This window comes from Billgrantia bachuensis (assembly GCF_011742165.1).
Taxonomy (GTDB): Bacteria; Pseudomonadota; Gammaproteobacteria; order Pseudomonadales; family Halomonadaceae; genus Halomonas; species Halomonas bachuensis.
The window spans coordinates 1-24697 of sequence record NZ_JAAQTO010000001.1; the positions used below are offsets into that span (position 1 = coordinate 1).

Here is a 24697-nt window from a genome sequence, read left to right on the forward strand (position 1 = left end):
CAGGCGCGAGCCCAGCGACAGCAGCACCGGCGGGGTATCGCCGATGGGCGAGGCGTTGGCGATGTTGCCGCCCAGGGCGGCTTCCAGGCGCTGGGGAGTCAGCGGTGCAGGTGCCTGACGCTGCTGCTCGTGCAGGGTGAACAGCGACATGACGATGCCCGGCGTACAGAAGCCGCACTGGCTGCCGTGGCACTCGACCATGGCTGCCTGGGCGGGGTGCAGCGAATCGCCCTGTGCCAGGCCGTCCACCGTAACCAGGTGACGTCCATTGAGCTGGTGGGCCGGTGTGATGCAGGCATTGGCGCTGTGATAGCGCAGCTCGCCGTTGGGGCCGGGCTCGCCAATGGCTACCGTGCATGCACCGCAGTCACCCGAGGCGCAGCCCTCTTTGGTCCCCGTGACAGCCAGCGTTTCGCGCAGCAGCTCGAGCACGCTGGTCTCGGGAGAGGCCTCGCTCCGGCATGGTTGCCCGTTGAGCATGAAGTCGATCATCGCCTTGTCTCTTGTTGACGTTGTGATAGCTGACCGGTCGCCATGCAACGAGAGGTCGCTGCTCGACCGTATCGCTACGAGTTGACCAAATGGTCAGGATGATCTCAGCATGGGCCAGAATGTCGCACTTTGCAAGCGCCATATGGCGATAAGTGCACGTGGCAATGGCCATGTCGCCCTCCCGCCACTTGATGCGCCGCCGATGGTCTCATTTGCAGGAACCGCTGCGGTGGGGCACTCTTCTTGATTCCCACCATCATTCACAGGGCAGGGGCCTGTCGATGACCGACATGACCGAAACCGAGACCTTGCAGCCTGCACGGCAGGGGGGCGAGAGCAATGGCGCCACCCGCGAACGCAACGAGCGTGAGATTCTCGAAGCCGCCGAGCGGGTCTTCGCCCAGTACGGCTATCGCGGCGCCAGCGTTCAGGCCATCGCCGAGGAGGCGGGGCTGCCCAAGTCCAACGTCCTCTATTACATGGGTAACAAGCGTGGCCTCTATGTGCGCCTGCTCGAGCGCATGATGGCGCGTTGGAACGCCCTGCTCGACGACATAAGCGTGGAGGACGACCCGGCCGACGTGCTCGAGGCGTTCATACGCAGCAAGATGCAGCTTTCCCGTCGTCACCCCGAGGGCTCACGGCTGTTCGCCGCCGAGATCCTCGGTGGCGCTCCCTTCCTGCAGGAGTACCTGCGCGGCGAGCTGCGCGAATGGGTGCAGACCCGGGCCAGGGTCTTCGAGCAGTGGGAAGAGCGGGGCTTGATGGACCCGGTCGACCCGGTATGGCTGATCTTTTTGATTTGGTCGGCCACCCAGCACTACGCCGACTTCGAAGCCCAGGTGCTGGGCATCACCGGCAAGGACGAGATCTCGGACGACGACGTGGAGCGGATCACCCAGTTCCTGACCCAGGTTATTCTGAAAGGCTGCGGCGTGCAGTCACGTAAGGACTAGAACCGGTTGGCATTCCACGGCATGTGCAGGGCCGCCTTGGCCTTGCCCGTCACGCTCAGAAGATGACCTTCCCATGAAGATGGCCGAGCTGCCGATCGAAGCGCACCTGGATGCGCTGTGCGACGCCATGGCGCAGCATGCGCGCGTTCTGCTGGTGGCCGAACCCGGGGCGGGCAAGACCACCCGGGTGCCACTGGCGCTACTCGACGAGGAGTGGTGTCTGGGTGAGCGCGGCGAAGGTCGGCTGCTGCTGCTCGAGCCGCGGCGGGTAGCCGCTCGCCTCGCCGCCGGTTTCATGGCGGAAATGCTGGGCGAGCCAGTGGGGGAGACCGTGGGCTATCGCATGCGTGGCGAGAGCCGGGTGGGGCCCAACACGCGGCTCGAAGTGGTCACCCAGGGGGTGCTGACGCGCATGCTGCAGGACGACCCGCTGCTCGAGGGGGTGACCGGCATCATCTTCGACGAGTTTCACGAACGCAGCCTGGAAGCCGACCTGGGCCTGGCCTTGGCGCTGGATGCACAGTCGGTACGCGACGACCTGCGCCTGCTGGTGATGTCGGCGACGCTCGACGTCGAAGCGCTGTTCGGGGTGCTCGGCGAGTCGACGCCACTGGTCGAGAGCCAAGGGCGTAGCTTCCCGGTCACCACGCGCTATCTGCCGCTCGGCTCGCGTCCCAATTCCGGCGAGAACACGGCGCGCCAGCAGGCGTCTGCTGTCCTTGAAGCTCTCGCTCAGGGAGAGGGCGACGCGCTGGTGTTCCTGCCCGGCGTAGCCGAGATTCGCCGCCTGGCGCGTGAGCTGGCAGGCCGTCAGCCTTCGCTTGCGGTGCGCGAGCTGCATGGGCGGCTGTCCCTCGAGGAGCAGCGTCGCGCCTTGAGGCCCGAGCCCGATGGTAACCGTCGCGTGGTGCTGGCCACCGCCATCGCCGAATCGAGCGTCACCGTCGATGGCGTGCGTATCGTCGTCGATGCCGGCCAGGAGCGCGTGCCGGTGTTCCAGCCGCGCAGTGGCCTCACACGGCTGGAGACCCGACGCGTCAATCGCGCCAGCGCCGACCAGCGCCGGGGGCGTGCCGGCCGCCAGGGGCCGGGGTTGTGCCTGCGGCTGTGGGCGGAAGAACAGCCGCTGCCGGCCCACGGCGAGCCCGAAATACTTCAAGCCGACCTCGCGCCGCTGGCCTTCGAGCTGGCGCGCTGGGGCATCGTCGAGCCAGACGCGCTGGCCTGGATCACGCTGCCGCCTGCTGGAGCCCTGGCAGCGGGGCGAGGGTTGCTTCAGCGGCTCGGCGTGCTGGACGAGGCCTTTCTGCTCACCGAGCTGGGGCGTGCTTGCTCCCGTTGGCCTACCCACCCACGGCTGGCGGTGATGCTGGAGCGTGCCGGCGAGCTCGACGCCGTGCCACTGGCCTGTGCCCTGGTGGCGGCACTTGAAGGCCGCGATCTCGACGGCGAGCAGGATCTGGAGCGCACGCTTCAGGCCCGCCTGGCGCAACCCTCCGCTCACCGCCAATGGCTGCGCGAGGCCCAGCGCCTGGCCCGGATTGGCGGCGTGCGCCTGGAGGTCTCGAATTTGGTGCCGCTGGGGGAGCTGCTGGCCCTGGCCTATCCGGACCGAGTGGCGCAGCGTATCAATCACGACGCCGGGCCGGGACGCTTCCGCCTGGCCTCCGGCGGCCTCGCCACCTTGCCTGAGCGGCATCCGCTGGCCCATGCCGAGCTGCTGGTGGCCGCCGAGCTGGACGGACAGGCCAGCGGAGCGAGGATCTTCCGTGGTGTGGCGATTTCCAGGGAGCGGCTCGAGGCGCTGTTTCCCGAAACGCGTGAATGGCAGGCGAGCCTGGAATGGTCGGACGAGCAGGGACGCCTGGTCGGCGAGCAGGTGCGCGGCCTGGGCGCGGTGGTGCTCGAGCGCAGGCCGCTGCAGTCGCTGCCGCCCGAAGCAATTCGAGAGGCGCTACTGGATGCGCTGCGCCGTCGCGGCGAGCTGCCCTTCGGCGACAGCGACGAGCAACAGCGTGGACGTATGGCGTTGCTGCGCCAGGCGCTCGGCGACACCTGGCCCGACTGGTCGATGCCCGGGCTGCTGGACACGCTCGAGACATGGCTGGGGCCGCACCTCGACGAAGTCAGAAGCCTCGACGCCGTGGCACGGCTGCCGCTGGGCCGCCTGCTGCTCGACAGCCTCGAGTGGCCGCTGCGCGCCCGGCTCGACGAGCTGGCCCCGGAGCGGCTCGCGGTACCCAGCGGTTCGCAGGTCAGGCTCGACTACACGCCGTGCCTGGAAGCGAGGCCGCCAGTGCTGGCAGTCAAGCTGCAGGAGGTATTCGGCTGGCGCGAATCGCCGCGGATCGCCGAGGGGCGGGTAGGGGCCTTGCTGCACCTGTTGTCGCCGGCGAGGCGACCGTTGCAGGTCACCGGGGACTTGGCGAGCTTCTGGGCCAACGGCTACCCAGAGGTGCGTCGCGAAATGCGCGGCCGCTACCCCAAGCACCCCTGGCCGGAGGACCCGCTTGCCGCCGTGGCCACTGCGCGGACCAAGCCGCGCGCTTGATCAGCCGGCGGCGGCTTTCTCTTTTTCCTTGCCTGAATGGGGCGATTGCGCCGCGGAATCATCCCGGCGGCGCAACAGCCACTTCTCCGCCTCCACGACGAGAAATACCGCCACGCTGACGACGGCGATGACCGCCCAGTGCAGCAGGGAGAGGCCCTCCGTGCCGAAGATCACCTGCATGAAGGGCAGGTAGGTCCAGCCGAGCTGGAACAGCGCCACCAGCGCAATGGCCACCAGCGCGGCACGGCTGCCGAACAGCCCCCGCCACGACAGGCTGCTGTCCAGCAGGTAACGGCTGTTGATCAGGTAGACGATCTCGCCCACCACCAGCATGTTGACCGCCCCGCTGCGTGCCAGCGCCTCGCTGCCGCCCTGGCCGTGCAGTATCCAGGCGAAGATGCCGAACACGGCGAGCACCAGCAGCAGCGAGACGAGAATCACGCGCCACAGCATGAACATGTCGAGCAGTGGGGCGTGAGGGTCGCGCGGTTGGCGCGTCATGACGTTCTCCTCGGCGGGCTCGAAGACTAGCGCGATACCCAGTGTCACTGCAGTAATCATGTTCACCCACAGCACCTGAAGGCCGGTGATCGGCAGGGTGAAGCCCGCCACGATCGCCAGGAGGATGGCCAGGCTTTCGGCGCCGTTGGTCGGCAGGATGAAAGTGATCGACTTGCGAATATTGTCGTAGACCTTCCTGCCCTCGGCCACGGCGGCAACGATGGTGGCGAAGTTGTCGTCGGTGAGGACCATCTCGGCGGCTTCCTTGGCCGCCTCGGTGCCCTGGACACCCATCGCCACGCCAACGTCGGCGCGCTTCAGCGCCGGCCCGTCGTTGACGCCGTCGCCGGTCATCGCACAGATACCGCCGCGCGCCTGCATCGCCTTGACCAGGCGCAGCTTGTGCTCGGGGGCCGCTCGGGCGTAGACGTCGACCTCGGTGATCTCGCGCTCCAGCTCCTCGTCGCTCATTTCTTCGATCTCGTGGCCACTCAGGGCGCGATCCGTGCGCGCAAAACCGAGCTGGTCGGCGATCGCCCGCGCGGTGACCGCATGGTCGCCGGTGACCATTACCGGGCGGATCCCGGCTTGCTGGCAGTTCTTGACTGCCTCGATGGCGGCTTCACGGGGCGGGTCGAGCAGGCCGACGATGCCGAGCAGCACCAGCCCCTCCTCGGCGTCGGCATCGCTGAGTTCTCCCGTTAGCTCGTCGGCTGGCTTCTCGGCCAGGGCGAGTACGCGCAGCCCCCGGGAGGAGAGTTCATGGATGCGTTCCTCCCAGGCCTCGCGATCGAGTTCCGCGTCGCCGTCGCTGCCGCGCTCCCGGGAACACATCTCGAGCAGGCGGTCGGGGGCGCCCTTGACCAACAGGCGCTTGCCGTCGTGCTCGTTGAGGGTGGCCATGTACTTGCGCTCGGAGTCGAAGGGGATGGCATCCTCGCGGCCGTGCGCGTCGCGAAGCTCACGCGTGTCGATACCTGCCTTGGCGGCCGCCACGACCAGTGCGCCTTCGGTGGGGTCGCCATCGATGCACCAGCCATCCTCCTCTTCGCTAAGCTCGGCGTCGTTGCATAGCGCCCCGACTTCGAGGAAGTGGGCGAGGGCGGGATAATCCTGTAGCGAAATCGACTCGCCGGAGGCTTCGTCCGTGTCCTCGGTGTCGCGCGGCGCCAGGTGCAGCTCCCCCTCGGGAGCGAAGCCGATACCGGAGAGCCGGAACTCGCCCTCGGGCAGCCAGACAGCCTGTGCGGTCATCTCGTTGCGGGTCAGGGTGCCGGTCTTGTCGGAAAAGATGGTGGCGATGGAACCCAGGGTCTCCACCGCCGGCAGACGCCGTACGATGGCGTTCTTGTGCGCCATGGCCTGCACGCCGAGCGCCAGCGAGATGGTAACGATCGCCGGCAGCCCCTCGGGGATGGCGGCCACGGCAAGCCCGACGCTGGCCATGAACATCTCGGTCCACGGCTGGCCGTGAACCAGCACGCCGAAGGCCCCGGTAAGCAATGCAGCGCCGACGATAAACAGCGCCAGGATGCGCCCGGCACGGTCGAGCTGCTCGACCAATGGTGTCTTGAGCTGCTCCACGCCGCGCAGCATTTCGGAGATGCGACCGATCTCGGTATGCTCGCCCGTTTCGACCACCAAGCCGGTGGCGGTGCCCTTGGCCACGATGGTGCCGGCGAACAGCATGTCGCTGCGCTCGGCCAGATCGACATCCTCTTCGACCGCCTCGTCGGCCTTGTCCACCGGCGTGGATTCGCCGGTCAGGGCCGCTTCCTCCGCACTCAGCCGCTTGGCCTCGAGAATGCGCAGGTCGGCGGGTACGCGGTCGCCGCTTTCCACCTGCACGATATCGCCGGGAACGAGCTCCTCGGCATCGATTTGGACCTCGCGCCCGCCGCGCAGCACCGAAGCCTGTGGCGAGAGCATTCCGCGTATGCTCTCCAGGGCCTTCTCGGCCTTGCCCTCCTGAAAGAAGCCGATCAGGGCGATGATCACCACCACGCCGAGGATGACCGCGGCATCGAGGGGCTTGCCAAGCAGCAGGCTGGCGATCGCCGCGACGATCAGAATCAGCATCAGTACGTTGTTGAACTGCGCCAGCAGCCGCTTCCACCAAGGCTGGGCCTCTTCCTGCTGCAATCGGTTGGGGCCGTATTGTTCCAGGCGCCGCTTGGCCTCGTCGTCGTCGAGCCCACTTGATTCGGCTTCGAGGCGTTCGAGTGCCTCGTCGCCGGTCATGGCGTGCCAGGGCGTACGCTCTTCCTGATCGTCGCGTTCGGGCATGTTGCTCCTCCTGAGCTCCGGATCCTCCCCTGAGTGTTAGAGGTAGCACACTCGAGGCGAAGCTGCAGGCGGGGCGGGTAGCGTAATGTCACTGTGTCCTCCTGAATGAGGTCGCATCGACAGGGTGGAGCCGAGAGTGAGCGGGCGGGGCCGTTCCGTTGATGCTCGGAGCACACGAGCGGAGTATCCTGCCGGCCACACGCACTGATCGGAGACTTTCATGCCTTCCGCCGACGTCCTTTCACCGAGCGCCAGGGAGCGTTGCCCATGCGGCAGTGGCAAGCGCCTTGCGACCTGCTGCGGCCCTTTGCACAGCGGTGAGCCGGCACCTACGCCGGAAGCGCTGATGCGTTCCCGCTACAGCGCTTTTACCCTGGGCTTGCACGACTATCTGCTGGCGACCTGGCACGCCAGCGCGCGTCCGAGGGTACTGGAACTGGACGAGTCGACACGCTGGGTGCGACTGGAAGTGCTGGACCAGGGGCAGGACGGCGATCAGGGCCGCGTGCACTTCAGGGCGACCTTTCGCGAGGGGCGACGCTGGGGCGTGCTGGAGGAGGATTCGCGCTTCGTTCGCGAGGCGGGGCACTGGCATTACCTGGACGGCACGCCCAGCGTCACCCGCCTCAAGCCCGGCCGTAACGACGCCTGCCCCTGCGGCAGCGGGCGCAAGTTCAAGAGTTGCTGCGCTCGCTAGGCAGGAAAAGCGTCTTAAAGCATCATCGCAGCCAGCCAGCCGAAACCGATCAGCGGCACGTTGTAGTGCAGGAAGGTGGGCACCACGGTGTCCCAGATATGGTCGTGCTGGCCATCGGCGTTGAGACCGGCGGTGGGGCCGAGGGTCGAATCGGAGGCCGGCGAGCCGGCGTCGCCCAGTGCCGCGGCGGTACCCACCAGAGCGATGGTGGCCATGGGCGAGAAGCCGAAGCTCAGCGCCAGCGGCACATAGAGCGAGGCGATGATCGGCACGGTGGAGAATGACGAGCCGATGCCCATGGTGATGAAAAGTCCCACCAGCAGCATGATCAATGCCGCCAGCCCCTTGTTGTCACCGATCAGCTCGGCCGAGCCTTCCACCAGCGCCGAGACTTCGCCGGTCGCCTGCATCACGCCGGCGAAGCCGGCGGCGCTGATCATGATGAAACCCACCTGCGCCATCATGCGCATGCCTTCGGTGAAGATGCCGTCCTGTTCGTGCCAGCGGAACACGCCGCTCACCGAGAGCAGGGCGAAGCCGAACAGCCCGCCGAGCACCATGGAGCCGGAGAGCAGCTGCGTCACCACCGTGCCCACCAGCGCGGCGGCGAGTACCGCCATCTGCCATGGCGCCAGATGCCTAGCGGCCTGCGCCGGCGTCTCGTCGCCATGGGCCAGATCGCGGTCTTCGTAGTGGCGTGGGCGGCGATAGCTCCAGAGCCACGCTACGGCTAGGCCCAGCCCCATGCCGCCGATGGGGATCAGCATGGCCATGGGCACCATGCCCCGGGTGACCTCGAGGCCGAGTTCCGCGCCGCTTTCATTGAGATTGGCGAGCAGGATGTCGTTGAGAAAGATCGAACCGAATCCCACCGGCAACAGCATGTAGGGCGCGGTGATGCCGAAGGTGATGACACAGGCGGCAAGGCGGCGGTCCAGGCGCAGGTGGTTCATCAGCTTGAGCAGTGGTGGTACCAGCACCGGGATGAAGGCGATATGCACCGGGATCAAGTTCTGCGAGCTGACTGCCGCGGCCAGCAGGGCGCCGAGCAGGGTGAAGGCGACCCAGCGCCGGCTCGCCGGCTGATCGTCGAGATGCAGGCCGCGGATGGCGCGCTCGGCCAGCAGCTCGGTGATGCCGGAGCGCGACAGGGCCACGGCGAAGGCGCCCAGTACGGCGTAGGAGAGGGCGATGGTGGCGCCGTTGCCCAGCCCCTGGTTGAACGCGTCCATGATGTCGCCAATGGGCAGGCCTGCCACGAGGCCTCCCACCAGGCTAGCGACGATCAGCGCGAAAACGACGGAGACGCGGGCAAGGCTGAGGGTGACCATGACCAGGATGGCCAGAACGATGGCATTCATGTTGGCTCACTGAAGGCAGGAAAAGTAGTCAGTAGCGTTTCACACAGAATAAAGCCCCGGGCCGGAGCGTCGGGGCAGCGTATCTTACCTCAAGCGAAGGGGCGGGTCAGTGGCTCGGCAACATCTCCAGCGGCATCAGGCCGTTGAGTGCCCGTGAAGCGAGCAGTTGGGTTGCACGCTCGATGTCGGGACCGAAAAAACGGTCGCGGTCATAGTAGTCGACCCTTCCGCGCAGGGCTTGGCGTGCCTGCTCCAGGCGCGGCGTGCTTGTCAGGCGGCGCTGCTGCGCGTCGAGACGGAAATCGAGCCCTTGGCAGGCCGCCAGCCACTCGATGGCAATGATGCCACGCACGTTGTCGGCCATTTCCCACAGACGCTTGCCGGCGGCCGGTGCCATGGAAACATGGTCCTCCTGGTTGGCCGATGTCGGCAAACTGTCGACGCTGTGGGGGTGGGCCAGGGCCTTGTTCTCGCTGGCCAGTGCCGCGGCGGTGACCTGGGCGATCATGAAGCCGGAATTGACGCCGCCGTTCTCCACCAGGAACGGTGGCAGCTGCGACATGTGGGTATCCATCATCAATGAGACGCGGCGCTCAGTGAGCGAGCCGATCTCGGCCAGTGCCAGGGCCAGATTGTCGGCGGCCATGGCCACCGGCTCGGCGTGGAAGTTGCCACCGGAGAGGATGTCGCCTTCGTCGCTGAACACCAGCGGATTGTCCGATACTGCATTCACCTCGACGGCCAGCACTTCGGCGGCCTGGCGAATCTGGGTCAATACCGCACCCATCACCTGGGGCTGGCAGCGCAGCGAATAGGGATCCTGCACCTTGTCGCAATCGGCGTGAGAGTCGCTGATCTCGCTGCGTTCGGCGAGCAGATGTCGATAGGCCGCCGCGGCGTCGATCTGGCCGCGCTGGCCGCGGGCCGCATGGATGCGAGCATCGAAGGGTGAGCGCGAGCTCAGCGTGGCCTCCACCGTCAGTGCACCGCACACCGTGGCGGCGGCATAGAGGTCCTCGGCTTCGAACAGCCCCTTTAGGGCGTAGGCGGTGGAGACTTGGGTGCCGTTGAGCAGCGCCAGGCCCTCCTTGGGCGCGAGCATGAGCGGCTCCAGCCCGGCGATGGCCAGTGCCTCGCGGGCATCGATCCATTCGCCGCGATGGCGCGCCTTGCCCTCGCCGAGCAGCACCGCGCTCATATGGGCCAGCGGCGCCAGGTCGCCGGAGGCGCCCACCGAACCCTTGAGCGGAATATGCGGGTAGACCTCGGCGTTGACCAGAGCGAGCAGGGCGTCGAGCACCTCGCGGCGAATGCCGGAGAAGCCGCGCGCCAGACTGTTGACCTTGAGCACCATGACCAGGCGCACCAGGGCGTCTTCCATGGGCTGGCCGACTCCGGTGGCATGCGACAGCACCAGCGAACGCTGCAGGTCTTCCAGATGATCATGGTCGATGCGGGTCTGGGCCAGCAAGCCGAAGCCGGTATTGATGCCGTAGACCGTGCGGTCCTCGGCCACCACGCGATTGACGCAATCGACGGCGCGGTCGATGGCGACGTCGGCGCTATCGGGTAGCGTCACGCGCAGTGGCGCCTCGAAGACCTGGCGCGCCTGGGCCAGGCTCATCTTGCCGGGTTGTAACGTCATCGCTTCCATTAATCGTTTTCCTTGTCGAGCATCGGCAGATCCAACCCATTTTCCCGGGCGCACTGCTTGGCAATATCGTACCCGGCATCGGCGTGGCGCATCACCCCAGTGGCCGGGTCGTTGCGCAGCACCCGGCCCAGCCGGGCGTGGGCATCCTCCGTGCCATCGGCGACGATGACCACCCCGGCATGCTGGGAGTAGCCCATGCCCACGCCGCCGCCGTGGTGCAGCGAGACCCAGGTGGCGCCACCGGCGGTGTTGAGCAGGGCGTTGAGCAGCGGCCAGTCGGAGACGGCGTCGGAGCCGTCCTGCATCGCCTCGGTCTCGCGGTTGGGGCTCGCCACCGAGCCGGAGTCGAGGTGGTCGCGGCCAATCACGATGGGCGCCTTGAGCTCGCCGCTGGCGACCATCTCGTTGAAGGCCTGGCCGAGGCGGGCGCGATCCTTGAGCCCCACCCAGCAGATGCGCGCCGGCAGCCCCTGGAAGGCGATGCGCTCCTGGGCCATGTCGAGCCAGTTGTGCAGGTGCGGATCGTCGGGGATCAGTTCCTTGACCTTCTGGTCGGTCTTGTAGATGTCCTCCGGGTCGCCGGAGAGTGCCGCCCAGCGGAACGGGCCGATGCCCTGGCAGAACAGCGGGCGTATGTACGCCGGCACGAAGCCGGGGAAATCGAAGGCGTTGGCGATACCCTCTTCCTTGGCCATCTGGCGGATGTTGTTGCCGTAGTCGAAGGTGGGCACGCCCATCTGCTGGAAGTCGAGCATGGCCTTGACGTGCACCGCCATGGACTGCTTGGCAGCCTTGACCACGTCATCGGGCTCGGCCTTGCCGCGCTCGACGTACTCGTCCCAACTCCAGCCGGACGGCAGGTAGCCGTGCAGCGGGTCGTGGGCACTGGTCTGGTCGGTAACCATGTCCGGCTTCACGCCGCGTTTCACCAGCTCCGGCAGCACGTCGGCGGCATTGCCGCACAGGCCGATGGAGACCGCCTTGCCCTCGGCGGTGTAGCGCTCGATGCGGGCCAAGGCGTCGTCCAAGTCATCGGCCTGCTCGTCCAAGTAGCGCGTACGCAGGCGGAAATCGAGGCGCGACTGCTGGCACTCGATATTGAGCGAGCAGGCGCCGGCCAGGCTTGCCGCGAGCGGCTGGGCGCCGCCCATGCCACCCAGGCCGGCGGTGAGGATCCAGCGGCCCTTCAGGTTGCCGTCGTAGTGCTGACGCCCGGCCTCGACGAAGGTCTCGTAGGTGCCCTGGACGATACCCTGGGAGCCGATGTAGATCCACGAGCCGGCGGTCATCTGGCCGTACATCATCAGGCCCTTCTTATCCAGCTCGTTGAAGTGCTCCCAGGTGGCCCAGGCCGGCACCAGGTTGGAGTTGGCGATCAGCACCCTGGGGGCGTCCTTGTGGGTTTCGAACACACCGACCGGCTTACCCGACTGGATCAGCAGCGTCTGGGTGTTCTCCAGGCGCTTCAGGGTCTCGACGATGGTGTCGAAGCACTGCCAGTCGCGGGCCGCGCGGCCGATGCCGCCGTAGACCACCAGGTCCTCGGGGCGTTCAGCGACATCCGGATGGAGGTTATTCATCAACATGCGCAGCAGCGCCTCGGTCAGCCAGCTCTTGCAACTGAGTTCGCTGCCGGTGGGGGCGGCGATGCGGCGGCTGGGGTCGTGGCGGGCATCGGCGAGGGGAGTGTGGCTGTTCATCGGTGTGTTCTCTCTTCGTTGCAGCCTTGTCGTCGGCTTTGTCGTAGCGGTATGTCGTTCGGTGTCCGATCAGGAGTCCAGCGTGAGCTGGTGGATCAGGCGCGCTGCCGCCCGGGCGGTGCGGCCGTCGTTATCGAAACTGGGGTTGAGTTCGGCGAAGTCGGCCAGGCGTAGCTTGCCGCTGTCACGCACGGTCTCGACCAGCGTCTCGATCATGGCCAGCTCGACGCCGCGCGCGGCGGGAGCACTGACGCCGGGGGCCTCGGAGGACGGCAGCACGTCGAGGTCGACGGTCAGGTAGAGGTGATCGCAGCGCGCCATGAAGCGCTCCAGCTCGCGTTGGATGGCCTCGAAACGGTGCGGGAGAAATTCACGGTCCTCCTTGATCAGCACGCCTAGCTTGCGGGCGCGGTCAAACAGGGCGCGGGTGTTGTTGGCTCGGCTGACACCCAGGCAGGCATAGCGGAACGGCCAGCCGCGTGCCTCGCACTCGGCGGCAATCTGGGCGAAGGGGGTCCCGGAGGAGCGCATCTGGCTGGGGTCGCGCAGGTCGAAGTGGGCATCGAGATTGACGATGCCGATCTTGGGGCAGCGTTCCCCGCGTGCTTCCAGGTGCCGGGTCAGGCCGGACCAGCTGGCGTAGGCCATTTCATGGCCGCCACCCAGTGCCACGGGCAGTTGAGAGTTGGCGAGCAATGTAGCGAGCCGCTCGGCCAGTCGCACCTGGGCGGCTTCCATGTCGTCATTGCCGTGGCAGTTTATGTCGCCTGCATCGAAGACCGGGGCCCGCCGGTGCCAGGCAAGCGGTGCCAGCGCCCGACGCAGTGAGCGGGGGCCCTCGGCGGCACCGACGCGACCTTGGTTGCGTGCGACCCCGGCGTCGCAGCCGAAGCCTACGAGGACGACGCCAGGCTCGCTGTCGCGCTTGTACGGCGTGACCACCTGATGCCAGCGAAGGCTGTCGGGCTCCGGGTCCTCGCGACCGGCCCAGAGTGACATGTCAATGGAAGGATCGGCCAGGTGCAGGTCGGCGTCGGTTTCAGCCATGGATCACTTCTCCCTTGAAGATGCGCTGACGAAGGCGGCCGGGCTGCACGGCGTAAGCCAGCTCGGCCGGTGCGTCGACGTTCCATAGGCAAAGGTCCGCCGGGGCGCCCTCGACGATGCGACCCAGCGAGCGATCGTGCAGGCCCAGCGCCCGTGCGCCGTGAGCGGTCATCCCGGCCAGCGCCTCCCGCGGCGTCAGGCGGAACAGGGTGCAGGCGAAGTTGAGCATCAGGGTCGGCATGAACAGCGGCGAGCTGCCGGGGTTGGCATCGGTGGCCAGCGCCATGGGCACGCCTGCCTCGCGCAGCGCCGCGATCGGCGGACGTTGGGTCTCGCGCAGGGTATGGAAGGCGCCGGGCAGCAGCACGGCAGTGCTGCCGGCCTTGCGCAGGGCGGCCACGCCGACCTCGTCGAGATACTCGATGTGGTCGGCGGAGAGTGCGCCATGGCGCGCCGCCATGGCGCTGCCGCCGAGGTTGGAGAGCTGCTCGGCATGGGCCTTGATCGGCAGGCCATGGGCCTCGGCGGCTTCGAACACGCGCTCACACTGTGCCACCGAGAAGGCGACCTTCTCGCAGAAGACGTCCACCGCATCGGCCAGGCCCTGCTCGGCGGCGTTGGGAATCATCTCGCGGCATACCAGGTCGATGTAGCCGTCGCTGTCGCCCTTGAACTCCGGGGGCAGGGCGTGAGCGCCGAGTAGTGTGGTAACCACTCGCACCGGTAGCGCCTCGCCCAGGCGCCGCGCCACGCGCAGCATCTTGAGTTCATCCTCCACTGTCAGACCGTAGCCGGACTTGATCTCCACGGTAGTAATGCCGTCGTGGAGCAGCGCTTCCAGGCGCGGGCGAGCCAGCCTGAAGAGCTCTTCTTCACTGGCGGCCCGGGTGGCGCGAACGGTGCTGAGGATGCCACCGCCCTGGCGGGCGATCTCCTCGTAACTCACGCCTTCCAGTCGCTTCTCGAACTCCTCGGCACGCGAGCCACCGAACACCAGGTGGGTGTGGCAATCGACCAGGCCCGGTGTCATCACGCCGCCTTGGCCCATTGTCTCGCAGGCTTCCGCTGCGGCGCGGTCGAGCTCGCGCATGGGTATGACGCGCTCGAGCGACTCGCCTGCCACCATCACTGCCATCGGCTCGGGCAGGGTGTCGCAACCATCGAAGAGGGTGACGTCTCGCCATAGTCGGCGCGGCTGGTAGGGCTGTGCTGGCATTTCGGTCTCCCATCTTGTCACTGCCTAATGTATATACATTTAAACGGTCCCGGTACCAGCGTCAAGTCGGTCTCGGAGAGGCTCGCGAGTCGAAAACGCGCTGTCTTTCGAGAGATATGCTCAAATAACTGTTATAAAATGATTTTTTTAGGTTTCGATGAATTTTTATTAGCACGCCGTCAAAGAGGATCAGACTAAGGTATAAGCTTCGCCGAGAGTCGGAGGGTGGCGCCTGGAACTGCCTTATTGTATATACAAATAGGCACCCCTCACATGACATGGCTTCGATGCAGGTCACCGGAGTCGCAGACAATCACAACGCGAGGTAAGCACCATGGCGATACCGGAACCGGCCACGCGCAACATTCGCAATGGCAACTGGCTGACAGCGGCCAAGCTATTCATTCCCAGTGCGCTGGGTATCCTGATCTTCTTCGTTCCCGTCACTCTCGGCGGGAGACAAACTATCTTGCTCGATCACATGGTGAGCGCCGCTCGCGGCGTGTTGGGCGAGGCTGCCGGCCTCTATGCGCTGGCGCTGATCGTGGCGGGAGCCGCTTATCCGCTGGTCAAGGGCAGTTGGAGGCGAAGCCTGACGGAGCGCATCTTCACCGTGCTGAAAGTTGCCGGCGTGGCCGTGGCGATAATGGCCCTGACGGGATGGGGGCCGGCGCTGCTGCACGAGCCGGACATGTTGCCGTTCCTGTTCGACAAGTTGGTGATTCCCGTCGGGCTGATCGTACCGATCGGTGCGGTTTTTCTGGCACTGCTGATCGGCTACGGCTTGCTCGAGTTGATCGGAGTGCTGGTGCAGCCCGTGATGCGACCGATCTGGCGAACGCCGGGCCGCTCGGCCATCGATGCGGTGGCGTCGTTCGTCGGCAGCTACTCGATCGGTCTGCTGATTACCAATCGGGTCTACCAGGCGGGGCAGTACTCGGCGCGAGAGGCGGCGATCATCGCTACCGGCTTCTCTACGGTATCGGCGACCTTCATGATCATCGTGGCGCGCACGCTCGAGCTGATGAGCGTATGGAACCTGTACTTCTGGTTGACGCTGGCGATTACTTTCCTGGTAACCGCGATCACCGTGCGTCTGCCGCCGCTTTCACGGTTGGACGATGCCAAGACCGACGGCGAACCCGAAGCACCTTCGGGTCGGCGCATGGCGACCGCTTGGCACACCGGGCTGGAGGTTGCCGGCCAGGCGCCGGCCTTGCATCGCAGCGTGGCGCTCAACGTGCGCGAAGGTCTGCTGATGGCGATCAGCATTCTGCCGTCCATCATGTCGGTGGGGCTGCTGGGGTTGCTCGTCGCCAAGTACACGCCGCTGTTCGAGTGGCTGGGCCTGTTGTTCTATCCCTTCGTGGCGATCTGGGGGCTCGAGGATGGCATGGCGCTGGCCCAGGCATCTGCGGCGGGCCTGGCGGAGATGTTCCTGCCGGCGCTGTTGATGGGAGAGGCCGAGTTCGTTGCTCGCTTCGCCGCTGGCGTGGTGTCGGTCTCCTCGGTGCTGTTCTTCTCCGCCTCGATACCCTGCATTCTTGCCACCAGCATTCCGCTGTCGGTGGGGCGTATCGTTGCAGTGTGGTTTCTGCGCGTGGCGTTGAGCTTGATGCTGGCAGTGCCAGCGGGCTACCTGGTGCTGGCGCTGGGCGGCACTTAGGATCTGCAGCCGTCTCGGCAGGGGCGAATCAAGGAGACGGGCCTCTTGGCGGCCGCTCAGCCCTCGCTGACGATCTGGCTCAGGCGCTGCTGAGCGGTCCGGCTGGAGATGGTATCGTCTTCAAAGAACTCGGCGAGTGTGCCGATCCAGGCTGCCATGACATGAGAGGGCAACGCCCTCGACTGCACACCGTCGTGGTGTGATTCGTCCCGGATTCGCTGCAGGCCCAGCTGGCTGCAGCGATCCAGCTCCGTGGGGTCGATGTCGGCTCTGACTGGCAGCGACCCCTTCCGGCGACTGAAGGCGAGCTGGTTGTCCGGGTCGAGGACCATGCGGGCAAAGGTACGTTGCGCATCGGGGACTCCATCGCGCGTGGTCAACGGAAAGGCAAAGCCATCGATCGCCATGAAATGTGTGACCGCCGTGCCGGGAGTGAAGACGCAGCCGAAGTCCCTGTCCGCCATATAGCCGAGGGAAGCGAGTTCTCCCTTGGCCCAGTCGCCCATGAGCTGCATACCGGCCTCGCCGCGTCCTATCCTCCTGGTCGCGTCCGCCCAGGTTCTGCCCGCGCGGGCAGCCGATGGTTCGACGAAGCGAGATACGCGGCGCAGCAGGTCGAGCGCTTCCAGCATCCGTGAGTCGAGTACGGCTTGCGTATCGCCCTGGAAGACGCTTGCATAGCCTTCGGCGCCCAGCGTGGAGAACATGATGTTGTGGAAGATCAAGGCGACTTCCCATGGGGCCGAGCCGATGACAATGGCCGGGTAGCCTGCCGCCTCGATTCGTTCTGCGGCAGCAAAAATCTCCTCCCATGTTTCGGGGGGAGCGAGGCTGAGTTCGTCGAAAACCTTCTGGCTGGTCCAGAGCCAATTTTCCAGATGAATATTCGATGGCGCGAAATACACTCTGTCCTGATGACTAATGAGATCTATCACGAAACTGGGCAGCACGTTACGCCAGCCATCCCGTTGAGCAAGAGCCTCGATGTCCTGAACGACCCCGAAATCGGGCAGTTCGGTGGCCCTGGCGTCGAGATTCCACTGAGTCACCGTGGGGGGATAGCCATTGGCGATGCGCTCGCTGACGACTCTTTTCAAGGCGGCCTCATTCTCAGCGGGTAGGTCCGTCCAGTGATTGCCAGCACTGTTCCAGGCATTCCGGTAAACGTCGAGTGCCGCAGATTCGCTCTCCGATATCCAGTAATGCACGACGTCGATCTGGATGTCCGCGGTGAGAGGGGCCTCCTGGGCATTAGTGGCTGTCACGGCTGCTGCAAGATAAAACCCTATGAACAACGCTCTCATCGGCTCTTCCTTCCTTCGCCCAATCACCTGGCTTCCGTCATGGGTTGCTTGAGCCATTCCCTCACTTCCCTGCACGGCATCGGCCTAGCGAACCAATACCCCTGTCCGATCGTACAACCCGCCTCGAGCAGGAACTGGCGCTGTGTTTCCGTCTCGATGCCTTCCGCGATACAGCGCTTACCCAGGTTCCGCGACAGATCGATTATCGCATTGATGATCTGTTCCGATCGGCTGTCCTGGCCGATATCGGCGACGAAACCGCGATCTATCTTTAGTTCATCGAAGGGAAAGTCACGTAGATGCAGCAGCGAGGCGAAGCCTGTGCCGAAATCGTCGAGGGCTATGGATACGCCGTGCTCGCGGAAACGCATCATGGAGGTGCGCATGTGCTCGGCATGACGGTTGAGGAAAACGTCTTCCGTCACCTCGATCGTCAGGTCATGCCAATGAAGCTCACACTCTCGGAGTGTCGAAGCGAGCATCTCGAATCCGCTTTCGTTGATGAGGAGTGCTTCCGGCAGATTGATGGCAACCGGGCCGGGGGTAAACCTCGCTTTTTTCCATGCCTTGAGATCGCGACACACGGTCCTGGCGACGGCAAGGGTCATGTCGCCGATCAGGCGTGGGCCTTTCATCAGTGGCAGGAAGACTCCTGGCGCAAGCAGTCCGAGCGTAGGGTGATTCCAGCGGACGAGCGCTTCGAACCCAAGGTGATTGCCTGTCGCGAGGTCAACCTTCGGCTGATAGTGCACGACGAACTCGTCGCGATCGGTCGCGCCGGCGAGAGCTGCGGCCAGTTCATTTTGCTCGAGCCGCGTGGCGAGCGTCTCTTCGTCGAAGATGAAGGCGCTGCTACTCTCGGCCTTGGCGGCATACAGCGCCAGGTCGGCGACACGCACGAGGCCAGCTTCATCGGTCGCGTGAACAGGAACGATTGCGCCGCCTACGCTTGCCGACGTCCTGAGCGTGTTGTCCTCGTAGGAAAAGTCGGCCGCCAGCGACTTGATAGCATGTTCGGCTATGGCATTGAGGCTGGCTTCGTCGTCAATGTCGGGAAGTAGTATGGCGAACTCGTCACCGCCGATGCGGGCTATGATGTCATGAGGTTGGAAAACGTTCTGGAAAGCTCTGGCGACATGGAGAAGCGTGGCATCGCCAGCCGGGTGCCCAAAGCCATCGTTGATTGCCTTGAAATTGTCGAGATCGACCATCAGCATGGAAAAACCCATGCCATCCTTGCGGTAGCGATAGAGAAGCGCGTTGAGGGCGGAATTGAAATAGGATCGGTTCTTGAGCCTGGTGAGCGGATCCGTTTGGGCAAGATGGGTGAGTTTCTTTTCGAATTCCATCTTGCGAAGATGCTCACTACGCAATTTCATCAATAGTGGGTAGAACAGCAGTATGCTTGCCAGAAGGAAAAGTATGGCAAGCATGAGGAGAAGGGCGGTGCTGATCGAGACGGCATTACCGATACTGACTTCACTGCGGCCGTTGGCGTGCTGGATGATGTCGTTGAACTGACGCATGAGAAGGCTGTCGGCTGAAATGGCAAAGTCGATCGGTCCCCAGTAGGTGTAACGTCGCTGTCGATCCGCGTGACTAGCGTCGACGATTCTTTCAGCACGAGAAAGAAAATCTTCAAGACGTCGATCCAGGTCGACATAGAGCGCTTCAGCCGCTGGACTCTGGCGACTGATCCGCTCCAGGAGGTTTTTGTCGAGACGCCTATGCATGGACTTCAGGCGTAGTATGACGGCTCGAATATCCTCGATGGCTGTACGGACGTCGTCAAGCATCGGCTGGATGACGTGCTCAGGCAGCGTGGGGTCGGCCGACGCGCTCATGACTGCCCGTGTTTGCTGGGTGAGTTGTTGAAAACGAATGAACTTCTGGCTGGTCAGAAAGCTGATTTCCTGCTGTACGGCATGGCGGTCCAGGGCGATCTTGACTGTCAGGTAGATAGCGCCAATAAGCAGGGTCATGATGATGGCGATGCCGATGTAGTATCGACCAATGGAGCGAATGTAGACTTCGATCGAAGAACCCGGCCTGGGTGGGGGAGTCAAGATTTCAGGCATGCTCTGCCACTATGCGTAGTGATGTTTCGGCCATGCTGCCCTTTGGCCAACTTGGAAGTTCAAGTGACAATTTTTACTTAATAGTAGCCTTGGCAATATGACTGCCTAGTTATAACTTGCTTGTTATCGATCGCAGCCTGCAAGCCGACGGACGACGAAATGCCAGTATAACTTGCGACCTCGAAGCGACGGTAGGCTGAAAAAAATAAGACGGCAACGGTGGTTTCAACGCGGTTCAAAGCTGCGGTGCAAGGAAGAGCGCAGTTTGTAGCGCTCGCCGGGATGAATCAGCCGGGCATAGCTGATCAGGTTTTCGCCGGACCAGGTGCGTCGCGTCATGCTAAGGCAGGGGCGGCTTACTTCGGTCTCGAGTCGCTCGGCGGTAGCGGCGTCGACCAGTACCGCTTCGACCACGTGCTCGATGTCGGTGATGGGGCATGCCGCCACCAGCACCTCATTGGGGGTGTGGTGGCTAAAGTCGGTTTCCAGGTAGTCGGGTACCCAGCGAGGATTGACGAAGCGCTCTTCGAGCTGGATCGGTATGCCATTCTCGCGGTGCACGATAAGGGTATGATAGACCCGGGTTCCGAGGCGGACGCCAAGACGTAGGGCGACTTCATCGTCGGCAGCGATGGCTTCGGCAAGCAGCACGTCGTTGCTGTAAAGGTGGCCGCGTCCGCGCACCTCTTCGGCGATGTTATGCACATCGACCAGCGACGATTCCGCCTTGCGGTCGGTAACGAAGGTGCCCAAGCCAGGTTGCCGCGTCAGGTAGCCCTGGTGTACGAGATCGCGGATCGCCTTGTTGGCGGTCATGCGGCTGACACCGAAGTCCCGTGCCAGCTGCTCTTCCGGTGGTATCTGGTGATGTGCCGGCCAGTCGCCGTCATTGATCCTCTTCAGCAGGTGCTGCTGAATCTGAAGGTAGAGTGGAATCGTGCTACCCATGCTGGGCTGAGTCCTTCTGGCGAGAATGAATTATCTATACGCGCAGTCTAGCCGGATGGCGGGTGCAAGGCACCTGCCTGTCACCAAGTACCTGCCAGAACGCTTCGGAGTGGTACGTTGCTTCCAGTGCTGCCTCGGCCTTTCGCCGATCGGGCGTAGCATGCTTGAATGCCTGACAGATTCCCGTCTTCTTCCGGTAAGAGCGCTATGGCCTTCGGTTCATCTACCCGTATCAACAAGTACATCAGTGAAAGCGGCATGTGTTCTCGGCGAGAGGCCGACCGCTATGTGGAGCAGGGCAACGTGTTCCTCAACGGCAAGCGTGCCAAGACGGGCGACCAGGTATTTCCGGGGGATGAGGTCAAAGTCAACGGGCAGCGCATCGAACCCCAGGAAGCCGAAGACCTGGTCTTCATCGCTCTGAACAAACCGGTAGGCATCGTCAGCACCACCGAGTCGAGCGAGAAGAGCAACATTGTCGATTTCGTCAAGCATGGCGTTCGTATCTTCCCCATCGGGCGGCTGGACAAGGATTCCCAAGGGCTCATCTTTCTGACCAATAACGGAGATCTGGTCAACAAGATCCTGCGGGCCAGCAACAATCATGAAAAGGAGTATCGGGTCACCGTCAACAAGCCGATTACCGACGAATTCGTCGCGGGAATGAGTTCCGGGGTGCGCATTCTTGGCGAGGTGACAAAGCCGTGCAAAGTCGTCAAGGAGTCGACCTTCGTCTTCAACATTACCCTGGTGCAGGGGCTGAATCGCCAGATCCGGCGAATGTGTGAGAAATTCGGTTACGACGTCACCAAGCTGGAGCGAATCCGGATCATGAACGTTTCGCTCAAGGGGCTGGCACTAGGGGACTGGCGCGATCTGACCGGGAAGGAGATCGACACCATCATCGCGTTGACCGAGAGGTCCAGGTCCGACGCGCCGGCTGAAAGCGGTAAGGCAACGCCACCCAGGGGAGCTGGCAAGCGCAAGACGTCCAAGCCCGCGAAAGGGGCAACGGCCACTGGCAGGCAGGGCAACAAGGGCAGGGCGTCGTCTGGCGGGATTTCCAAGGGCAAGACATCCAAGGCCAAGGCGTCCAAGGCCGGTACCGTCAAGGAGGTCGGACCGAAGCAGGTTGCCAAGGCCAGGGGCAAGAAGCCACTGCATGGAAAACCCAAGCCGGATGGCAGCCAGGGCGGAAGGGGAGGCAAGCCCCGTCGGACGAAGCCGGGCCGCTAAGTCCGACAGCATTTCATCGACAACAAACGCCAGATAGGCAAACTCCCATGTCTCGGACGACACGACTATTCGATCTCATGCAGACCCTGCGACGTCATCGCCGGCCGGTCAGCGGTACAGTGCTGGCGGATGAGCTGGGGGTCTCGCTGCGGACCCTGTACCGGGACATTGCGGCGCTCAAGGCCATCGGTGCCGAGGTCGAGGGAGAGGCGGGGCTGGGTTATGTGTTGAAACCCGGATTGCTGCTGCCGCCGTTGATATTTTCCGAGGAGGAGCTCGAGGCGGTGGCCCTGGGCCTGAAATGGGTGGGAAAACGCGCCGACGATGGGCTGGCCGTGGCTGCCGGCGAAGCGCTCGCCAAGGTTGCAGCCGTGCTGCCCGGTGAGCAGCGTCATCGGCTGGAGGACTCGGCGCTCCTCATCGGGCCCGGCTGGGAGCGGCCGCAGGCCGTTGACCTCCAAATCCTCCGGCAGGCGATCCGCGACGAGCAGAAGCTCGAGATTACCTACCGCGACCAGCAGGGGCGGCGCTCTTCTCGTATCATCTGGCCCTGTGCGATCGCCTTCTTCGAATCGACCCGGATCGTTGCCGCCTGGTGCGAGCTGCGTGAAGCGTATCGCCATTTTCGTGCCGATCGAATAGAAGCGGCAGAGGCGACAGGCCAGCGCTATCCACGGCGTCGGCACGTGCTTCAAAAGGAGTGGCTGCAAACACTGCTGCCATGTTCTGTCACTGCCACGGTCTATCCTGTTCCCACCTCAAGCCGAGAGAAGGAGCAGTCGAAAATGGAACAGGAACTCGTCTTTTACACCAACCCCCTGTCGCGGGCCGGCATCGTACATTGGATGCTGGAGGAAGTCGGGCAGCCTTATCGTATGGAGGTGCTCGAGTTCGGTACCTCGATGAAGTCACCGGAGTATCTGGCCGTCAACCCGATGGGCAAGGTACCGGCGATCCGCCATGGCGATACCGTGGTGACCGAAGCCGCGGCGATCTGCGCCTATCTTGCCGAGGCCTTCCCGCAAGCGGGGCTGCTGCCGAGCCCCGAGGCGCGTGGGGATTATTTCCGCTGGCTGTTCTTTGCCGCCGGGCCCATGGAAATGGCCTTGTCGCTCAAGCATGCCGGCTTCTCGCTCACGCCGGAGCATGAGTTGCAGTTCGGCTGTGGCAAGTATGAGACGGTGGTCGAGACTCTTGCCAATGCAGTGGCGGGCCGCAAGTACATTGCCGGCGATACCTTTACCGCCGCGGATGTGTACGTCGGTTCGCACATCGGTTGGGGAATGCAGTTCGGTACGCTGGAAAGGCGGCCCGAATTCGAAGCCTATTGGGCGGGTTTGAAGGATCGGCCTGCCAACCGCCGAAGTGAAGCGTTCATTGCCGAAGCCATGGCAGCACAGGCGGGAGCCGGCAACGAGCAGCCAACGACTTCGTGAGACGCGCTTTCAATGCCCCGGCGTGCCGTCAGGCGGCTACGCCGGGGCAGACCTTCATGTAGAATCCTTGCCCCCTTGGGGATCGGAGGCATCGTAGTCCTGAGTGTCGTCGGGCGGAGAGCCTGGCTCGAGGGATGTTTTGTGCTCGTACTCTCGGGCGGCACGGATCGCCTCCGGCTCGCTGTCGTGGCGCGAAATCTCCTGCGGCAGGTTCGGGTCGGTCACGTCGACCACCCGCCAGCCGCTCACCAGTATCGCTTCGCGGTTCTCTTCCCTGATCGGCTCGACACGTGCCGTGCGCGTCATGGCATCCTCCATGGTTGCTAAACCCACAATAACCATGGCAGAGGATGCCTGGATTGGCTAACTGCAGTGCTGCGCCAGAGGCTCCGCTACGCTTGACCTGGCGCATGGCAACGTCCATACAGGAAGAGTCATCAGCCCGACAACTGGAGGTCAGGATGAAGAGACTGATGGGACTCGCAGCCGCCTGGTGGTTGCGCAAACCGGAGAATCGCGCGAGGCTTAAGCGCAAGGGCAAGCAGATGCTCGACGGATTTCGCGGGCGCCAGGCCCGGACAACGGCGGAACACGAGCGCCGCCGTCATCCTTGAGCGATCGGCCCCGGTGCAATTACCGGGGCCTTCAGCTCACACCGATCCTTCCTGAACGAGGCAGACCGAGCGCATGAGTCGCCGCATGATGAGCCCTGCAGCGGCTCGCAACCGCCAGCCCATACTCGATGTCCTGAGCGTCGTAATGCCTGAGCGTGCCAAAATCCTCGAGGTCGCCAGCGGCAGCGGTGAGCACGGCGTGTACATGGCCGAAGCCCGGCCGGACTGGACCTGGCAGCCCAGCGATCCCAATCCTGAAGCGCGCAAGTCCATCAGCGCATGGCGTGAGTATGCGGGGCTCGATAATCTGCTCGAGCCGCTACCGCTGGATGTGGCTGGAATATGGCCTGCCGGCCCCTTCGACGCCGTGGTGGCCATCAATCTGGTGCACATTTCCCCTTGGGAAGTCACCGAGGCGTTGATGGTGCGGTCAGCCGAGCGGCTGCGCAATGGCGGGGTGCTCTATCTCTACGGCCCCTACCGCCGTGATGGTCGGCATACCGCGGCGAGCAACGCCGCGTTCGATGCCGACCTCAAGTCGCGCGACCCGCGCTGGGGCGTACGCGAACTCGAGAGCGTCGTGGCCGAAGCACAGCCGCATGGTTTCATGCTGGAACAGACCATCGATATGCCGGCCAACAACCTCAGTGTGGTGTTGCGCCTGCATTGCTGAGTTCCGTTGACCTTATTCCCGCCGTTCACTCTTCGCTTCTTGGCTCCTCGACTTGCCCAGGGACGCGGTAGCGCACGCCCTCGGCCTGACGGTCATCCTCGTAGCGCCGAGTTTCCTCTTCGGCAGGAACGCCCCATAGCGTCTTACGGTTGCCGTCTTCGTAGGTGTAGGTCGTGCAACCGGCGAGCAGGACAAGGCTCAGGGGAATGGCGATGCGCAGCATGGGTGTCACAGTGAATCCCTTCGCAGAAAACGGACATGCGGCCAGCCTGAGGCCAGGC

Annotated in this window: 20 protein-coding genes; 8 read left to right on the forward strand and 12 right to left on the reverse strand. The window is 64.2% G+C overall.

The window, feature by feature from the left end; translation table 11 throughout:
• The coding region (locus HBJ55_RS00005; protein WP_167109776.1) for a 2Fe-2S iron-sulfur cluster-binding protein at window positions 1-492 on the reverse strand (492 nt) is incomplete at its 3' end.
• A 281-nt stretch (window positions 493-773) separates the two neighbouring features.
• Between HBJ55_RS00005 and HBJ55_RS00010 the strand changes: the two genes are divergently transcribed.
• The gene (locus HBJ55_RS00010; RefSeq protein WP_167109778.1) at window positions 774-1448 is read left to right on the forward strand and encodes a TetR/AcrR family transcriptional regulator; all 675 of its coding nucleotides are present in this window, start codon (window positions 774-776) and stop codon (window positions 1446-1448) included.
• A gap of 73 nt (window positions 1449-1521) precedes the next feature.
• Entirely contained in the window at window positions 1522-3999 is a 2478-nt protein-coding gene (hrpB, locus tag HBJ55_RS00015) for an ATP-dependent helicase HrpB (RefSeq protein ID WP_338071944.1), read from the forward strand.
• On the opposite strand, the gene HBJ55_RS00020 is transcribed toward hrpB, so the two are convergent.
• Window positions 4000-6786: a cation-translocating P-type ATPase gene (locus HBJ55_RS00020; RefSeq protein ID WP_167109780.1), complete on the reverse strand. Its 2787-nt coding sequence runs from the start codon at window positions 6784-6786 to the stop codon at window positions 4000-4002.
• A gap of 220 nt (window positions 6787-7006) precedes the next feature.
• Between HBJ55_RS00020 and HBJ55_RS00025 the strand changes: the two genes are divergently transcribed.
• Window positions 7007-7483, forward strand: coding sequence for a YchJ family protein (locus HBJ55_RS00025; RefSeq protein ID WP_167109782.1), 477 nt, complete (start codon window positions 7007-7009; stop codon window positions 7481-7483).
• Between the two features lie 14 nt (window positions 7484-7497).
• Here HBJ55_RS00025 and HBJ55_RS00030 read toward each other — a convergent pair whose 3' ends face one another.
• From HBJ55_RS00030 to hutI, 5 genes are all read right to left on the reverse strand, one after another.
• Window positions 7498-8844, reverse strand: coding sequence for a Na+/H+ antiporter family protein (locus HBJ55_RS00030; protein ID WP_167109784.1), 1347 nt, complete (start codon window positions 8842-8844; stop codon window positions 7498-7500).
• A gap of 106 nt (window positions 8845-8950) precedes the next feature.
• On the reverse strand, window positions 8951-10498 hold the full coding sequence (gene hutH / locus HBJ55_RS00035; RefSeq protein WP_167109786.1) for a histidine ammonia-lyase: 1548 nt from the start codon (window positions 10496-10498) through the stop codon (window positions 8951-8953).
• On the reverse strand, window positions 10498-12198 hold the full coding sequence (hutU, locus tag HBJ55_RS00040) for a urocanate hydratase (RefSeq protein WP_167109788.1): 1701 nt from the start codon (window positions 12196-12198) through the stop codon (window positions 10498-10500). The genes hutH and hutU overlap by 1 nt, the downstream gene beginning before the upstream one ends.
• 69 nt (window positions 12199-12267) lie before the next feature.
• The gene (gene hutG / locus HBJ55_RS00045) at window positions 12268-13245 is read right to left on the reverse strand and encodes a formimidoylglutamase (protein ID WP_206022116.1); all 978 of its coding nucleotides are present in this window, start codon (window positions 13243-13245) and stop codon (window positions 12268-12270) included.
• Entirely contained in the window at window positions 13238-14461 is a 1224-nt protein-coding gene (gene hutI / locus HBJ55_RS00050) for an imidazolonepropionase (protein ID WP_167109790.1), read from the reverse strand. Before hutI ends, hutG begins: the two co-directional genes overlap by 8 nt.
• 334 nt (window positions 14462-14795) lie before the next feature.
• On the opposite strand from hutI, the gene HBJ55_RS00055 reads away from it, so the two are divergent.
• The gene (locus HBJ55_RS00055; protein WP_167109792.1) at window positions 14796-16127 is read left to right on the forward strand and encodes a YjiH family protein; all 1332 of its coding nucleotides are present in this window, start codon (window positions 14796-14798) and stop codon (window positions 16125-16127) included.
• Between the two features lie 56 nt (window positions 16128-16183).
• Here the strand turns inward: HBJ55_RS00055 and HBJ55_RS00060 are convergent, their stop codons facing one another.
• The 3 genes from HBJ55_RS00060 to hutC form a co-directional block, all read right to left on the reverse strand.
• The gene (locus tag HBJ55_RS00060) at window positions 16184-17488 is read right to left on the reverse strand and encodes an ABC transporter substrate-binding protein (protein WP_206022117.1); all 1305 of its coding nucleotides are present in this window, start codon (window positions 17486-17488) and stop codon (window positions 16184-16186) included.
• The gene (locus HBJ55_RS00065; RefSeq protein ID WP_167109794.1) at window positions 17455-19509 is read right to left on the reverse strand and encodes a putative bifunctional diguanylate cyclase/phosphodiesterase; all 2055 of its coding nucleotides are present in this window, start codon (window positions 19507-19509) and stop codon (window positions 17455-17457) included. The genes HBJ55_RS00060 and HBJ55_RS00065 overlap by 34 nt, the downstream gene beginning before the upstream one ends.
• Before the next feature lie 225 nt (window positions 19510-19734).
• Window positions 19735-20457 (reverse strand): histidine utilization transcriptional repressor HutC, encoded by a 723-nt coding sequence (hutC, locus tag HBJ55_RS00070; protein ID WP_167109796.1) that lies wholly within the window; start codon window positions 20455-20457, stop codon window positions 19735-19737.
• A 207-nt stretch (window positions 20458-20664) separates the two neighbouring features.
• Between hutC and rluF the strand changes: the two genes are divergently transcribed.
• On the forward strand, window positions 20665-21693 hold the full coding sequence (gene rluF, locus HBJ55_RS00075) for a 23S rRNA pseudouridine(2604) synthase RluF (RefSeq protein WP_167109798.1): 1029 nt from the start codon (window positions 20665-20667) through the stop codon (window positions 21691-21693).
• A gap of 47 nt (window positions 21694-21740) precedes the next feature.
• The gene (locus HBJ55_RS00080; RefSeq protein WP_167109800.1) at window positions 21741-23129 is read left to right on the forward strand and encodes an HTH domain-containing protein; all 1389 of its coding nucleotides are present in this window, start codon (window positions 21741-21743) and stop codon (window positions 23127-23129) included.
• Window positions 23130-23183: 54 nt separating this feature from the next.
• Here HBJ55_RS00080 and HBJ55_RS00085 read toward each other — a convergent pair whose 3' ends face one another.
• Window positions 23184-23435, reverse strand: coding sequence for a hypothetical protein (locus HBJ55_RS00085; protein ID WP_167109802.1), 252 nt, complete (start codon window positions 23433-23435; stop codon window positions 23184-23186).
• A gap of 155 nt (window positions 23436-23590) precedes the next feature.
• Here HBJ55_RS00085 and HBJ55_RS00090 point away from each other — a divergent pair, with 155 nt between their 5' ends.
• Both HBJ55_RS00090 and HBJ55_RS00095 read left to right on the forward strand, forming a co-directional pair.
• Window positions 23591-23743 (forward strand): hypothetical protein, encoded by a 153-nt coding sequence (locus tag HBJ55_RS00090; protein ID WP_167109804.1) that lies wholly within the window; start codon window positions 23591-23593, stop codon window positions 23741-23743.
• A gap of 85 nt (window positions 23744-23828) precedes the next feature.
• Window positions 23829-24416: a DUF938 domain-containing protein gene (locus HBJ55_RS00095; RefSeq protein WP_240935927.1), complete on the forward strand. Its 588-nt coding sequence runs from the start codon at window positions 23829-23831 to the stop codon at window positions 24414-24416.
• 25 nt (window positions 24417-24441) lie between these two features.
• Here the strand turns inward: HBJ55_RS00095 and HBJ55_RS00100 are convergent, their stop codons facing one another.
• On the reverse strand, window positions 24442-24639 hold the full coding sequence (locus tag HBJ55_RS00100) for a hypothetical protein (RefSeq protein WP_167109850.1): 198 nt from the start codon (window positions 24637-24639) through the stop codon (window positions 24442-24444).
• Window positions 24640-24697 lie beyond the last annotated feature (58 nt).